The sequence below is a fragment of the Candidatus Arsenophonus triatominarum genome, assembly GCF_001640365.1.
Classification (GTDB): Bacteria; Pseudomonadota; Gammaproteobacteria; order Enterobacterales; family Enterobacteriaceae; genus Arsenophonus; species Arsenophonus triatominarum.
In genome coordinates this window covers 95,538-109,395 of record NZ_LWMI01000014.1, presented here as the reverse complement: position 1 = coordinate 109,395, position 13,858 = coordinate 95,538, and the positions used below count along the sequence as shown (strand labels likewise).

Here is a 13,858-nt window from a genome sequence, read left to right as displayed (position 1 = left end):
AATCAGAACGGATTAATTTGTTAAATATACTTGGCTAAAGAGAATTTCATATTAGTTAAGTAAATTAAAAAACAAAATAAAACCCCTAATAATCTCTTACCAATAAGAAAGTGAGTAAATAAGAATAACCTGAGTTCGGGATAAGCATTATCAATTATGCTTGAAGATATGTTCCTGCCACCGGTATCTTTGGTTTAGATGGAATTAAACAATATGCAACCAGCCCTGCTAATAAATTCACTACAAAGTTAGCAGGAGAGCGGTGCCGCGTATGCGCTATCTGACAAAGATTTTTTAACTCATCAAATACCGTTTCAATGACAGAACGATGACGCAAGATGACTTTGTCGAAACAAGTCTGTTCAACAGGCTTCATTTTCTTCTTGACACGAGTTTCGCACCAATAAAAAAACGCTCTATTTTTAAGTTTAATTCAGCATAATATATAAATAGAAAAAATCTTATAAATTAAAAGCAACTTATTGTAATTTAAACAAATTTATACGTTTTAGTAACTTGCAAATTAACCATTGCTTTTAAGCCATTTCTGGAATTTTATATGCCTGTGCGAAACTCGTGCTTGATATTCGTTATAAGGTTAATTCCCATTGTTTTCGGTTGCTGTTTCAGTGAAGCCGATAAATACCCTTTAATCCGCATACAAACAACCAGAAAGATCTTTTATCAGCTCAGGTAATGGTTTCCGATCATCTGTGTTTCCTGGTGTAAGTCGAAAACTGAGTATTTCCCCCAAATGATTGATAATTACATGAAGTTTGAAACCAAAGAACCAACCTGTTGAGGTTTTTCCTCGTTCAGCTATCCCATCGAAGACTTTATGACGGCGGATCCGTAAGTTATCACACACAGCTATCGGAGTAGAATCGGCAACCGACAGAACCGTGCACTTTCCCTTAATTGACTCAAACAGTGCCGTTAAAGCTAAGGCACTGCGCGGAAGTAACTCTACGCAGCGTGAACATGATGGCAAGTTAGGAAATTCCTTCCTGAGATATAAACGAACATAATAGAGATAAAATACCTTGAATTGTCTGAATCGGAGTTGATGAAACAAAACAACCAGTGTCATCATTTCAGCCAATGAAAGCTGAGTCGTCTAGGTAGTGTTCAAAAATCTGTGTCATATCTTAAACTCAAAAAAAAAGAGGTATGACATATGAGAAATCAATCATTTAATTTTGATGAAGCGTTGAAGCAATTACAATCAGGTAAAAATTTACTCGGTACGGATGGAATACTCACACCACTCATAAAACAGCTGACCGAAGCTGCCCTGCAGGCAGAAATAGAACACTACCTATCGACAACATCAATCGATACGCGTAAAAATGGCTATACTCGAAAAACGGTTAAATCGACATCAGGTCAATTTGAACTGAAAACGCCCAGAGACAGGTCAGGTGCTTTTGAGCCTCAGCTCATTAAGAAAAATCAGACAAAATTATCAGAGGATATTGATAACAAAATCCTATCATTATTTGCATTAGGCATGAGTTATCGTGATATTCAAAAACATGTTGCAGAATTATATGGACTGGAAATATCAGATGGAGCTATTACGCATATTACTGACAAATTACTCCCTGAATTAAAAGCCTGGCAACAACGCCCTCTGGAGGCGCTCTATCCTTTTGTCTGGCTCGATGCCATTCATTACAAGATAAAACATGATGGTCACTATATCAATAAGGCAATCTACACAGTACTTGGACTAACCACCGACGGGCATAAGGAATGGTTAGGACTCTATATGTCTGAAACAGAAGGAGCACATCATTGGCTGAGCGTTCTGACTTACATAACCGTGGTATACAAGATATTTTAATCGCTTGTGTTGACGGATTAAAAGGGTTTCCAGAAGCGATAGCCAGTATTTTCCCGCAGACAGTCAGCTATGCGTAGTTCATCAAATTCGCAATAGCTTACGTTATATTGCCAGTAAAGACCAAAAAGCCTTTATGGCTAAGCCGGTTTATCGTGCAGATACTAAAGCGGCTGCTGAGCTTGCCCTTGATGAACTGGAAACGAAATGGGGTGAAAAATACCCGATAGTGCTAGAATCCTGGCGAAGTAAATGGGAGTTGCTCAGTGCTTATTTTCGATACCCTAAAGCCATTAGAAAACCCATTTATACGACCAATGCAGTAGAGGCGGTTCATCGGCAGTTTAGGAAATTAACTAAAACCAAAGGGGCTTTTCCTAATGAAAACAGCTTATTAAAATTACTCTATATTGGCATCAATCAGGTATCCAACAAATGGACTATGCCGATTAGTAACTGGGCGTTAACCATTGCTCAATTGTCCATCTATTTTAAAGGGCGCCTAGATGGTATAATCAAAATATAAAATCCCCTGACACAGAATTATGAACACCCTCACCGTCCACGACGCTTACTACCGTTATTCAGCAAAATTTCATGCATTTTTGGCTCGAAGTCTTTACAAAAATCATCCATCAGGCAATAAAGTTCAGTAAGATTTTCCATAATTGTTTAACAATGCTCTACTCTTTAACCAGATTGTTAGAGTATTTTAACGAAATATGCGCATTCAACTATTTGAATAGCAAGACTTTCACTTTATTTCTTATCCCGAACTCAGGTTATTTTATCTCTATTATGTCCGTTTATATCTCAGGAAGGAATTTCCTAACTTGCCATCATATTCACGCTGCGTAGAGTCACTTCCGCGCAGTGCCTTAGCTTTAACGGCACTGTTTGAGTCAATTAAGGGAAAGTGCACGGGTCTGTCGGTTGCCGATTCTACTCCGATAGCTGTGTGTGATAACTTACGGATCCGCCGGCATAAAGTCTTCGATGGGATAGCTGAACGAGGAAAAACCTCAACAGGTTGGTTCTTTGGTTTCAAACTTCATGTAATTATCAATCATTTGGGGGAAATACTCAGTTTTCGACTTACACCAGGAAACACAGATGATCGGAAACCATTACCTGAGCTGATAAAAGATCTTTCTGGTTGTTTGTATGCGGATAAAGGGTATTTATCGGCTTCACTGAAACAGCAACTGAAAACAATGGGAATTAACCTTATAACGAATATCAAGCACGAGTTTCGCACCAATAAAAAAACGCTCTATTTTTAAGTTTAATTCAGCATAATATATAAATAGAAAAAATCTTATAAATTAAAAGCAACTTATTGTAATTTAAACAAATTTATACGTTTTAGTAACTTGCAAATTAACCATTGCTTTTAGCCATTTCTGGAATTTTATATGCCTGTGCGAAACTCGTGTCAAGAAGAAAATGAAGCCTGTTAACAGACTTGTTTCGACAAAGTCATCTTGCGTCATCGTTCTGTCATTGAAACGGTATTTAATGAGTTAAAAATCTTTGTCAGATAGAGCATACGCGGCACCGCTCTCCTGCTAACTTTGTAGTGAATCTATTAGCCGGGCTGGTTGCATATTGTTTAATTCCATCTAAACCAAAGATACCGGTTGCAGGAACATATCTTCAAGCATAATTGATAATGCTTATCCCGAACTCAGGTTAAAAATAGAGCGTTTTTTTATTGGTGCGAAACTCGTGTAATAAAAAAGCCGCTTTAGCGGCTTTTTAGAATAATAATTCATTATTTATGAGGCTTTATCTTTTCAACCCGGCCTTTCAACTTTTGCCCTGGTCGAAAAGTCACCACTCGACGAGCAGTGATGGGAATATCTTCTCCAGTCTTTGGATTTCGACCTGGTCGTTGACTTTTATCACGCAGATCAAAATTACCAAACCCTGACAGTTTCACCTGCTCCCCATTTTCTAATGAACGACGAACTTCTTCAAAGAAAAGTTCAACCAGGTCTTTCGCATCACGTTTGCTTATACCCAGTTTTTCAAACAGACTTTCTGACATTTCAGCTTTTGTAAGCGCCATAGGTTTAGTCCCTCAAGGATGCTTGGAATCGCCGTTTTAACGCAGCAACACATTTATCAACAGTTGCGGCAATCTCTTCTTCTTCCAGAGTACGATTTGTATCCTGCAAGATTAAGCTAATAGCAAGGCTCTTATAACCTTCCGCTACACCTTTACCACAGTACACGTCAAACAAGTTTATGCCAACTATATGATTTATGCCAATTTTCTTGCATTCAGCTAATACGTCCGCTGTTGCTACCTCTTCTGGTACTACAACAGCAATATCCCGTCGGTTGGCAGGGAAACGTGAAATCATATTTGCTTTAGGAATAACACGCTCTGCAACAGTATCCCACAGCAATTCAAAAACAAATGTCCGACCATTCAAATCTAGCTTATTTTCCAGTTCAGGGTGAATAACGCCTATATATCCAATATAAACATTATTCAGATAAATCCCAGCGCTTTGTCCGGGATGAAGTGCAGGATCAGAATGGGCCTTATAAATAATATTGTCTAATTTTCCGGTTAATGCCAGTATTGCTTCGATGTCACCTTTGATATCAAAAAAATCAACAGCGCGTTTTTCTTGTGACCAGTGCTCTTCATAGCGATTGCCAGTAATCACACCCGCTAACATCAATTCTTGCCGAATACCATGCTCTGCTGTTAAATCCGGCACAAATCGTAATCCAGTTTCAAACAGTCGAATGCGATTTTGTTGACGATTTTGATTGTAAATTACTGTCGTTAGTAAGCCGGGCAATAAAGAAAGCCGCATTACCGACATATCTGCTGAAATAGGATCCGGTAAAATCATTGCATCAGAATCTGGATGCAGCAGTTGCTGAATTTTAGGATCAACAAAACTGTAGGTAATCGCTTCATTGTAATCACGATCAATTAATAACGTTTTCACTCGTTTTAATGGCAGCACTGACTCACAACGGGGGGTCATAACTAAATCTGCATGTAACGGTACATCAGGTATATTATTATAACCATAAACACGGGCTACTTCTTCAATCAGATCTTCTTCAATTTGCATATCAAAACGCCAAGAAGGAGCAACCACCTGCCAATTATCTTGCTCACCATTCACTTGACATCCTAAACGCTGAAGGATCTGGGTAACGTTAATATCTGGAATACAATGACCAATCAAGCGATCCAGTTTTTGCCGAGTCAGGGTTATTGTTGCCACTTTCGGTAAGTTTGTTTGATGGCTAACATCAATAATATTTCCAACCTCGCCACCACAAATTTCAACGATTAATCTAGTCGCACGTTCCATAGCTTTATATTGCAGCTGTGGATCAACGCCCCGCTCAAAACGGTGTGAAGCCTCAGTATGAAGACCATAATTACGTGCCCGGCCAGCAATCGCCAGTGGATCGAAAAAAGCACTCTCTAACAGGATATTAGTGGTTTTTTCATTAACGCTAGAGTGCTTACCACCAAAAATACCGGCAATCCCTAAGGCATTCTTCTCATCGGCAATGACTAAAGTATCTGGCTTCAAAGTTACCTTGCTGTCATCGAGCAAAACTAATGTTTCATCCTGTTTTGCCATCCGAACAATGATCGCGCCATTTAAGCGATCAAGATCATAAGCATGCAAGGGTTGACCTAATTCTAATAACACAAAATTAGTAATATCAACCACCGGATCAATACTGCGGATCCCCCCTAGACGTAATTTTTCTCTCATCCAGCTAGGGGTTTGCGCTGTAACATCGATGCCTTTTATTACTCGTCCTAAAAGGCGTGGACATGCCATAGGTGCTTCCACCTGAATAGGAAAAACACTAGCATCAGTGGCTTTAACTGGTTCAATTTCTATCGTATTTAACTCTAGGTTATTGATAGCTGCAATATCGCGAGCGATACCTAAAATACTTAAACAATCAGCACGATTCGGTGTCAAACTTACATCAAAAATATGGTCATCTAGTTGCAAGTAGTTACGAATATCGGTACCAATAGGTGCGTCCTGTGGTAGCTCAATAATGCCAGTATGGTCATCCGAAATGCCAAGTTCAGAATAAGAACAAAGCATACATTCAGAAAGCTCACCGCGGAGTTTTGTTGCTTTTATTTTAAAATTATCGGGTAAAACCGCGCCAATTGTTGCCACAGCGACTTTTAACCCTTGACGACAATTTGGTGCTCCACAGACAATATTGAGTAACTGTTCAGTGCCAATATTGACCTTTGTTAACCGTAACTTATCTGCATTAGGATGTTGAACACATTCAACAACCTCACCGACTACCACACCCTGAAATTGACCGGCGACAGGTTTAACATCACCAATCTCCAAACCCGCCATGGTCATCTGCTCTGATAAGGCTTCACTGCTTATTGCTGGATTTATCCATTCACGTAACCAAAATTCACTCAATTTCATGTGATAATCCTGCCTTATCTAAATTGTTTAAGAAAACGAAGATCATTTTCAAAAAAAGCACGTAAATCCGTCACACCATAGCGTAACATCGTTAAACGCTCCATTCCCATTCCAAAGGCAAAACCAGAATGTAAGTCAGGATTAATGCCAACATTGCGTAATACATTGGGATGTACCATGCCACAACCTAACACTTCTAACCATTTACCATTTTTATCCATCACATCAACTTCAGCTGAAGGCTCAGTGAATGGAAAATATGATGGCCGAAAACGGACGCAGGTTTTTTCTTCAAAAAAATGATTTAAAAAGTCATGCAATGTACCTTTTAAATTGGTAAAACTAATATTTTTATCAACAATCAAGCCTTCTGTCTGATGGAACATTGGCGTATGGGTTTGATCATAATCATTTCGGTACACTCGACCAGGGGCAATAATACGAATTGGGGGTTGTTTACCCTTCATGGTACGAATTTGCACACCAGAAGTTTGTGTGCGTAATAGACGCGTAGTATCAAACCAAAAAGTATCATGTGAAGCACGAGCCGGATGATGAGCAGGAATATTTAAAGCATCAAAATTGTGATAGTCATCCTCTATTTCAGGGCCGGAAACAACAGAAAAACCAAGTTCAGCAAAAAATTCTTCAATACGATCAATAGTACGGGTTACTGGATGAAGGCTACCATGTTCGGTCTGGCGACCTGGCAATGAAATATCTATTTTTTCTGCCACTAATCGAGCATTCAATATCGTATTTTCTAACTGCCCTTTGCGCATATTCAATGAATTCTGAACTTGTTGTTTCGCCTGATTAATAACTGCTCCTGCTGCAGGGCGCTCTTCTGCAGGTAGATCACGCAACGTTGACATCTGTAGTGTTAAATGGCCTTTTTTACCTAAAAACTCAACACGCACTGAATCCAACGCAGCAACATCCTGAGCTTTTTCTATGGCTGCTTTTGCCTGCGCAACCAACTCGACGAGATGTAGCATTGTTCCCTCTTCTTACGACCCTTTGGCCTAATCATTGTTGAAAATAAAATTTTTTAGCAATTACTAACAAAAAAGCCTCCATTTGGAGGCTTATCGCGGTTTTTCGTTTCTTTTCTTAAATGCGCGAAAGCCCCAAATTTTAGGTGCTGAAATAAAAAAAGAAACGAAAAAAAAACAATTTTCATCTTTAAGCGGCTATTTATAAAATAACTCTTACTTATAATACAACGGGTCATCGATAATAAAAAAGAGGGAGCTAAGTCCCCCTTAATTTAACTGATTTAAGCTAACGCACTTTTTGCCCTCTCGACTAATGCTGTAAATGCAACTTTATCAAAAACAGCAATATCAGACAAGATTTTACGGTCAATTTCAATTGAAGCTTTCTTCAAACCATTAATAAAACGACTATAAGACAAACCATTCTGGCGAGCAGCTGCATTAATACGTACGATCCACAATTGGCGGAACTGACGCTTACGCTGACGACGGTCACGATAAGCATACTGACCGGCTTTAATTACCGCCTGGAAAGCAACACGATAAACACGCGAACGAGCACCATAGTAACCTTTCGCTTGCTTTAATATTTTTTTGTGACGTGCGCGGGCTATTACACCACGTTTTACGCGAGCCATATATACCTCCTATCACTTCGAATTAAATTCGATAATCTTAAACTAAAAAATTCAAACTTATGCGTATGGCAAACAAGCCACTACCAAACCCAGGTCACCTTTAGAAACCATGGTTTTTGGTCGTAAATGACGCTTACGCTTAGTTGACTTTTTAGTCAGAATATGACGAAGGTTAGCGTGCTTACGTTTAAAACCGCCACTGGCAGTTTTTTTAAAACGCTTTGACGCACCACGTACTGTTTTAATCTTTGGCATTTTAAATATCCACTTCGCATTGTTAATTATAACTAGCCAGGCGAATAGTTTTCCATCTAGATAGAGCGCTATTACTTGGCTGCCTAACTATTTCTTTTTCGGTGCAAGCACCATGATCATCTGACGGCCTTCGATCTTGCTTGGAAAAGATTCGACGACTGACATATCATCCAAATCGTTTTTGATACGATTAAGCATATCAATACCGATTTGTTGGTGCGCCATTTCACGACCACGAAACCGTAACGTGATTTTGGCTTTATCACCATCATCCAGAAAGCGAATCAGGTTGCGTAGTTTGACCTGATAATCACCTTCATCTGTACCAGGTCGGAATTTAATTTCCTTTACCTGAATAACTCTTTGTTTCTTTTTTTGCTCTTTGAGCGATTTACTCTTCTCATAGAGGAACTTGCCATAATCCATCATACGGCAAACCGGCGGCTCGGCATTTGGACTGATTTCGACTAAATCAACACCAGCTTCCTCGGCTTTTTTAAGAGCTTCTTTTAGACTGATAATACCAATTTGCTCGCCATCTAAACCAGTTAAACGAACTTCAGAAGCACGAATCTCCGTATTAATACGATTCGGACGCGCTGTTTGAATTCTTTTTCCGCCTTTAATACCTTATTCCTCCAGTTGATAAATACGACGAGTGCGAATTTCATCAAGCACTCTTTCTGCAAATTCTGTGACGTCAAATGTTCCTAAATCTTTACCATTACGGGTTCGAACAGAGACCTGATCCGATTCAACTTCTTTATCACCAAAAACTAACATATAAGGAACACGACGCAAAGTATGCTCACGGATTTTAAAGCCTATTTTCTCGTTTCTCAAGTCCGCTTTTGCACGAATACCAAAATTACTCAATTTTTCTACTATTTTTTGTACAAAATCAGCCTGTGCATCCGTGATATTTATTATAACAATTTGTAATGGCGCTAACCAGGTTGGGAAGAAACCGGCATAATGCTCAGTTAAAATCCCAATAAAACGTTCAAGTGATCCTAAAACAGCACGATGGATCATTACTGGTACCTGACGTTCATTATTTTCATCCACATAGGAAGCACCTAAACGACCCGGTAATGAGAAATCGAGCTGTACAGTACCACATTGCCAAGCCCGATCCAAACAATCATACAGGGTAAATTCAATTTTAGGCCCATAAAATGCACCTTCACCGGGTTGATAATCAAATACGATATCCCCTAGTGCTTTGGCAAGATCGGCTTCTGCGCAATCCCATTGAGCGTCAGTGCCTATTCGTTTTTCTGGCCGGCTTGACAATTTAACGGCAATTTTTTCAAAGCCAAAGGTTGCATACACATCATAAATCATTTTAATGCAACTTTTCACTTCAGTTAAAATCTGATCTTCAGTACAAAAAATATGCGCATCATCTTGAGTAAAACCACGCACACGCATCAAACCATGTAAAGCGCCAGATGGCTCATTACGGTGACAGCTACCAAACTCTGCCATACGTAATGGTAAATCACGATAAGATTTCAAGCCTTGATTAAATATTTGTACATGTCCTGGGCAATTCATCGGTTTTATACAATATTCTCGGTTTTCCGATGATGTGGTAAACATGTTTTCTTTATAGTTTTCCCAGTGACCTGTTTTTTCCCAAAGAATGCGATCCATCATTAATGGACCTTTTACTTCTTGGTATTGATATTCAGTCAATTTAGTACGGATAAAAGTTTCCAATTCACGAAATATTACCCAACCATCATTATGCCAAAATGCCATACCTGGTGCTTCTTCCTGCATATGATAAAGATCAAGTTGTCTACCTATCTTACGATGATCTCGCTTAGCCGCTTCTTCTAAACGTAATAAATAAGCAGCTAATTGTTTTTTATCAGCCCATGCTGTTCCATAGATCCTTTGTAGCATTTTATTATCGCTATTACCGCGCCAATATGCGCCAGCCACTTTTTGTAATTTGAAGTAATGACAAAAACGCATATTAGGGACATGCGGCCCACGACACATATCAATATATTCTTCATGATAATAAAGTCCAAGATGATCATTTTTATTAATATTTTCATCCAAAATTTTAACTTTATAATCCTCACCTCGAGCAACAAACGTATCCCTAGCTTCCTGCCAACTAACCCGCTTTTTGATAACATCATAGTTCGTTTCAGCGAGTTCGTGCATGCGCTGCTCAAGTTTTTCTAAATCTTCCTGGGTTAAAGCGTGTTCCAGATCAACATCATAATAAAAACCATTTTCAATGATAGGACCAATTGCCATTTTAGTCGTTGGCCATAATTGTTTAATTGCATGGCCAAGTAAATGTGTGCATGAGTGACGAATAATCCCTAAACCATCGAGATCTTTACTAGTAATAATGGCTAATTGAGCATCATTATTAATTATATCACTCGCATCAACAAGTTCACCATTAACACGACCGGCTATACAGGTTTTTGCAAGACCTGAGCCAATATCCTTTGCAATATCCATTACTGAAACAGCATGCTCATATTGACGTTGACTTCCGTCAGGAAGAGTAATAACTGGCATTTAAAATCCTTAATTTACAGCGGTGACCCATACGCAAGATCACATGTATAGAAATATATTTTTATTAAAAGTGAGTTAAAGCAATTTCTTACTTCACCTTGTAAATGATGTACGTGATGAAATACCTAAAATAGAGCAAAAGGAATACCTTAGCGACGCATATTACCATCATGCAGGTCTAATTAATAGATTAAATCTGGGATAAGTTAAGAATAAAACGCTGAAAAACTAGTGACAAAATAATTGTCAGCTCTAGTTAAATTTTGATTAATTAACTTAATTTAAATTCATTTTTTATTATACAATGAAATAGCAATAAAAAACTAGTTTAGTTTATCGCTAAAATTTTATTCAGTTTGGGTCGCTATGATTTTTAGTAAAAAATATATCACAATAAAAATCATTATCAATTTTCTTATTATAAATCAATAACTAATCTATCATAGCTATTGAGTTGTAAGCGTTTTTAATTTTCCAAAGATAGCGTGGTGCCTGCGCATTGGGGTGTTTTGTTTGAATATGTTGATAAAACTCTTCTGCTGTTAGTTTATTAATTTTATCGATTGCAACGTGACGATTTTTATCAAAAATTCGTAATAATGCCCCTGCACCATTAACATAAGCAACCACAGTTGCATAATAAAGTACTTTTGGATCACGAATACCAACTAAATAATTTTCTTGAATAAAACGAATATAGGCGGTTCCCACATCAATATTGATCGCCGGATCTTTAAGTTGACTCGTGGTAGGTTGCCCCGCTTTGCCTTGTAACCGATACGCATCACGACCAGCAGTAGAAGCCTTAACTTGCATTAGACCTATTGAATTGGATTTACTCACAGCATTAACCCGAAAATTAGATTCCACTTTAATAATTGCTCTAATTAAATTTTCATCAATCGCATAGCGTTGCGCCGCTTGTCTAATTACCCCATCGTAAGGGGTTTTTGACCGTACACTTTCGCTTTGCTCTTCCATGAAATAGCGTAGATAATCGTTCTGATAGACTGTTTTGGGGTTATTAGATTGTTTGCTTGAACAGCCGATTAATAAAATAATGAAGACGACTCCACAACTTTTAAATTTCACCTTACACCAATCCTCTAGCGGTATGATCTATTTAGCATAGCCTAATAAAATAAAAATAAAAAATTACCCTCTTTAGCGTTAAGTTGTGAAGAGGTTCTCATATCTGCTACTTACATTACAATTACAATAATTGATCGTATTGACATCTTTCATATATAGTTGATAATCATTCTCATTAAAGTGCAATTTACTACTTTTTTTACTGGGAAACCACTTATGTATAAAAGATCCAACCTTTCATCTAAGCACACTTTTACTGGTTTAATAATAATCGCCGTTGTTCTTCTTTTTAATCCAATCGCTTACGCAAAAAAATTTACCGTTGTAACAACTTTTACTATTATTCAGGATATTGCGCAAAATGTGGCAGGTAATGCAGCCAATGTCCAATCAATTACCAAACCGGGGGCTGAAATCCATGAATATCAACCAACTCCCAAAGACATATTAAAAGCGTATAATGCTGATTTAATTTTATGGAATGGATTAGGACTTGAAACCTGGTTTAATCGTTTTTTTGAAAACTTCAAACATATTCCTGCCGTTACGGTTACTAAAGGAATAAAACCGATGCCTATTCGAGAAGGTGAATATCAAGGCAATCCTAATCCTCATGCCTGGATGTCTGCCCAAAATGCATTGATCTATATTGAAAATATTCGGGCAGCACTAGTAAAATATGACCCTAAAAATGCAGATATTTATAACCAAAATGCGAAAATATATGCTAGCAAAATTAGCAAAATTGATGCACCACTACGAAAAAGACTGGCACAAATCCCGCAGCAAAAACGTTGGCTAGTAACCAGTGAAGGTGCTTTTAGTTATCTGGCTAGCGATTATGGTTTTAAAGAAGCTTATTTGTGGCCAATTAATGCAGAAGAACAAGGTTCACCGCAACAAGTTCGTAAAGTTATTGATACTGTGAAAAAACATAATATTCCAGTTGTGTTTAGCGAAAGTACCGTTTCTGATAAACCAGCGAAACAAGTCAGCCGAGAAACCGGGGCTCAATATGGTGGTGTACTCTATGTTGACTCTCTGTCTACCCCCGATGGCCCAGTTCCAACATATATCGAATTATTAAAAACTACCGTTAATACTATTGCAAAAGGTTTTGGTCAATAATAATGAGTAACAATATTTTTTACGAAAAACCAAACTTAATTGTTGATAATGCTACTGTTACATACAATAACGGGCATACTGCTATTTACGATGCCAGTTTTAATATTACTGGTGGTTCAATTTGTGCGCTAGTAGGCGTTAATGGTAGTGGCAAATCGACGCTGTTTAAGACAATAATGGGTTTAGTAACACCAACAAAAGGACGTGTAACATTAAACAATGCTGCTATCAAAACAGCGCTTAAACAAAATATTATTGCTTACGTACCACAAACAGAAGAAGTTGACTGGAACTTTCCGGTTCTAGTTTCCGATGTAGTTATGATGGGCCGCTACGGTAAAATGGGTATTTTACGTATTCCAAGCCAGCAAGATAAACAAATTGTTGCTGAAGCATTAGCGCGGGTTGATCTTACGGGTTTAGAACAACGACAAATAGGTGAGCTTTCTGGCGGCCAAAAGAAAAGAGTTTTTCTTGCACGAGCACTTGCGCAAGAAGGAAAAGTATTACTGCTCGATGAACCTTTTACCGGTGTCGATGTAAAAACAGAAAATGCGATTATTGAGCTTTTACGCTCTTTACGTAGCAATGGCTATTTAATTTTGGTTTCTACACATAACTTGGGAAGCGTGCCTGAATTTTGCGATCAAGTTATTTTAGTAAACCGAACTATATTGGCTAGTGGGCCGATCGAAACAACCTTTACAAAAAAAAATCTTCAACTCGCCTTCGGCGGTGTACTACGCCATATTAATCTCTCTGGTGCAGAACTTCACGATGATGATGATCCTCGTTCATTAACTGTTATTACTGATGATGAAAGAGCAGTTGTTTTTTATGGCAACCATGAACAAGCATCTGTCATTAAAAAGCAACCAGAGGAATAAA

10 protein-coding genes, 6 pseudogenes and 1 other annotated feature are annotated in these 13,858 nt (G+C 38.2%); of the genes and pseudogenes, 5 read left to right on the top strand and 11 right to left on the bottom strand.

Annotated elements, in window-relative coordinates; translation table 11 throughout:
• Positions 1 to 154: 154 nt before the first annotated feature.
• Positions 155 to 394: pseudogene (locus AYJ55_RS13045) on the bottom strand (transposase); the annotation flags it as partial.
• A 232-nt stretch (positions 395 to 626) separates the two neighbouring features.
• Positions 627 to 1,108 (bottom strand): annotated as a pseudogene (locus tag AYJ55_RS13040) (IS982 family transposase); the annotation flags it as partial.
• 69 nt (positions 1,109 to 1,177) lie between these two features.
• Here AYJ55_RS13040 and AYJ55_RS13035 point away from each other — a divergent pair.
• Positions 1,178 to 2,369 (top strand): annotated as a pseudogene (locus tag AYJ55_RS13035) (IS256 family transposase).
• A gap of 32 nt (positions 2,370 to 2,401) precedes the next feature.
• Here AYJ55_RS13035 and AYJ55_RS36045 read toward each other — a convergent pair.
• Positions 2,402 to 2,509 (bottom strand): annotated as a pseudogene (locus AYJ55_RS36045) (IS982 family transposase); the annotation flags it as partial.
• Between the two features lie 116 nt (positions 2,510 to 2,625).
• On the opposite strand from AYJ55_RS36045, the pseudogene AYJ55_RS13030 reads away from it, so the two are divergent.
• Positions 2,626 to 3,075 (top strand): annotated as a pseudogene (locus AYJ55_RS13030) (IS982 family transposase); the annotation flags it as partial.
• Between the two features lie 240 nt (positions 3,076 to 3,315).
• Positions 3,316 to 3,509: pseudogene (locus AYJ55_RS29005) on the top strand (transposase); the annotation flags it as partial.
• Positions 3,510 to 3,617: 108 nt separating this feature from the next.
• On the opposite strand, the gene ihfA reads toward AYJ55_RS29005, so the two are convergent.
• The 8 genes from ihfA to AYJ55_RS12990 all read right to left on the bottom strand — a co-directional run bounded on the left by ihfA (position 3,618) and on the right by AYJ55_RS12990 (position 11,842).
• Positions 3,618 to 3,914 (bottom strand): integration host factor subunit alpha, encoded by a 297-nt coding sequence (ihfA, locus tag AYJ55_RS13025; RefSeq protein WP_026821649.1) that lies wholly within the window; start codon positions 3,912 to 3,914, stop codon positions 3,618 to 3,620.
• A gap of 4 nt (positions 3,915 to 3,918) precedes the next feature.
• Positions 3,919 to 6,306, bottom strand: coding sequence for a phenylalanine--tRNA ligase subunit beta (pheT, locus tag AYJ55_RS13020; RefSeq protein ID WP_063656828.1), 2,388 nt, complete (start codon positions 6,304 to 6,306; stop codon positions 3,919 to 3,921).
• Positions 6,307 to 6,320: 14 nt separating this feature from the next.
• Positions 6,321 to 7,304: a phenylalanine--tRNA ligase subunit alpha gene (pheS, locus tag AYJ55_RS13015; protein ID WP_063656826.1), complete on the bottom strand. Its 984-nt coding sequence runs from the start codon at positions 7,302 to 7,304 to the stop codon at positions 6,321 to 6,323.
• 65 nt (positions 7,305 to 7,369) lie between these two features.
• Positions 7,370 to 7,490 (bottom strand) — a sequence feature (Phe leader region).
• A gap of 95 nt (positions 7,491 to 7,585) precedes the next feature.
• Positions 7,586 to 7,942: a 50S ribosomal protein L20 gene (gene rplT / locus AYJ55_RS13010; protein ID WP_063656825.1), complete on the bottom strand. Its 357-nt coding sequence runs from the start codon at positions 7,940 to 7,942 to the stop codon at positions 7,586 to 7,588.
• A gap of 57 nt (positions 7,943 to 7,999) precedes the next feature.
• A complete protein-coding gene (rpmI, locus tag AYJ55_RS13005; RefSeq protein ID WP_063656824.1) occupies positions 8,000 to 8,197 on the bottom strand; it encodes a 50S ribosomal protein L35 in 198 nt (65 codons plus the stop codon).
• A gap of 87 nt (positions 8,198 to 8,284) precedes the next feature.
• Positions 8,285 to 8,824, bottom strand: a complete 540-nt coding sequence (gene infC, locus AYJ55_RS26155) for a translation initiation factor IF-3 (protein WP_074168059.1) — start codon at positions 8,822 to 8,824, stop codon at positions 8,285 to 8,287.
• 3 nt (positions 8,825 to 8,827) lie between these two features.
• Positions 8,828 to 10,750, bottom strand: coding sequence for a threonine--tRNA ligase (thrS, locus tag AYJ55_RS12995; protein ID WP_063656823.1), 1,923 nt, complete (start codon positions 10,748 to 10,750; stop codon positions 8,828 to 8,830).
• Positions 10,751 to 11,182: 432 nt separating this feature from the next.
• Positions 11,183 to 11,842, bottom strand: coding sequence for a transglycosylase SLT domain-containing protein (locus AYJ55_RS12990; protein WP_063656822.1), 660 nt, complete (start codon positions 11,840 to 11,842; stop codon positions 11,183 to 11,185).
• A gap of 216 nt (positions 11,843 to 12,058) precedes the next feature.
• Between AYJ55_RS12990 and AYJ55_RS12985 the strand changes: the two genes are divergently transcribed.
• Both AYJ55_RS12985 and AYJ55_RS12980 read left to right on the top strand, forming a co-directional pair.
• Positions 12,059 to 12,970, top strand: a complete 912-nt coding sequence (locus AYJ55_RS12985) for a metal ABC transporter substrate-binding protein (RefSeq protein ID WP_063656821.1) — start codon at positions 12,059 to 12,061, stop codon at positions 12,968 to 12,970.
• A 2-nt stretch (positions 12,971 to 12,972) separates the two neighbouring features.
• The gene (locus AYJ55_RS12980; RefSeq protein WP_063656820.1) at positions 12,973 to 13,857 is read left to right on the top strand and encodes a manganese/iron ABC transporter ATP-binding protein; all 885 of its coding nucleotides are present in this window, start codon (positions 12,973 to 12,975) and stop codon (positions 13,855 to 13,857) included.
• The last annotated feature ends 1 nt before the right edge of the window (position 13,858 follow it).

Bases quoted from the DNA above. Each gene is read 5' to 3' on its own strand.
- ihfA (WP_026821649.1), bottom strand. From the start codon at position 3,914: ATGGCGCTTACAAAAGCTGAAATGTCAGAAAGTCTGTTTGAAAAACTG.
- rpmI (WP_063656824.1), bottom strand. From the start codon at position 8,197: ATGCCAAAGATTAAAACAGTACGTGGTGCGTCAAAGCGTTTTAAAAAA.
- pheS (WP_063656826.1), bottom strand. From the start codon at position 7,304: ATGCTACATCTCGTCGAGTTGGTTGCGCAGGCAAAAGCAGCCATAGAA.
- thrS (WP_063656823.1), bottom strand. From the start codon at position 10,750: ATGCCAGTTATTACTCTTCCTGACGGAAGTCAACGTCAATATGAGCAT.
- AYJ55_RS12985 (WP_063656821.1), top strand. From the start codon at position 12,059: ATGTATAAAAGATCCAACCTTTCATCTAAGCACACTTTTACTGGTTTA.
- rplT (WP_063656825.1), bottom strand. From the start codon at position 7,942: ATGGCTCGCGTAAAACGTGGTGTAATAGCCCGCGCACGTCACAAAAAA.
- pheT (WP_063656828.1), bottom strand. From the start codon at position 6,306: ATGAAATTGAGTGAATTTTGGTTACGTGAATGGATAAATCCAGCAATA.
- AYJ55_RS12980 (WP_063656820.1), top strand. From the start codon at position 12,973: ATGAGTAACAATATTTTTTACGAAAAACCAAACTTAATTGTTGATAAT.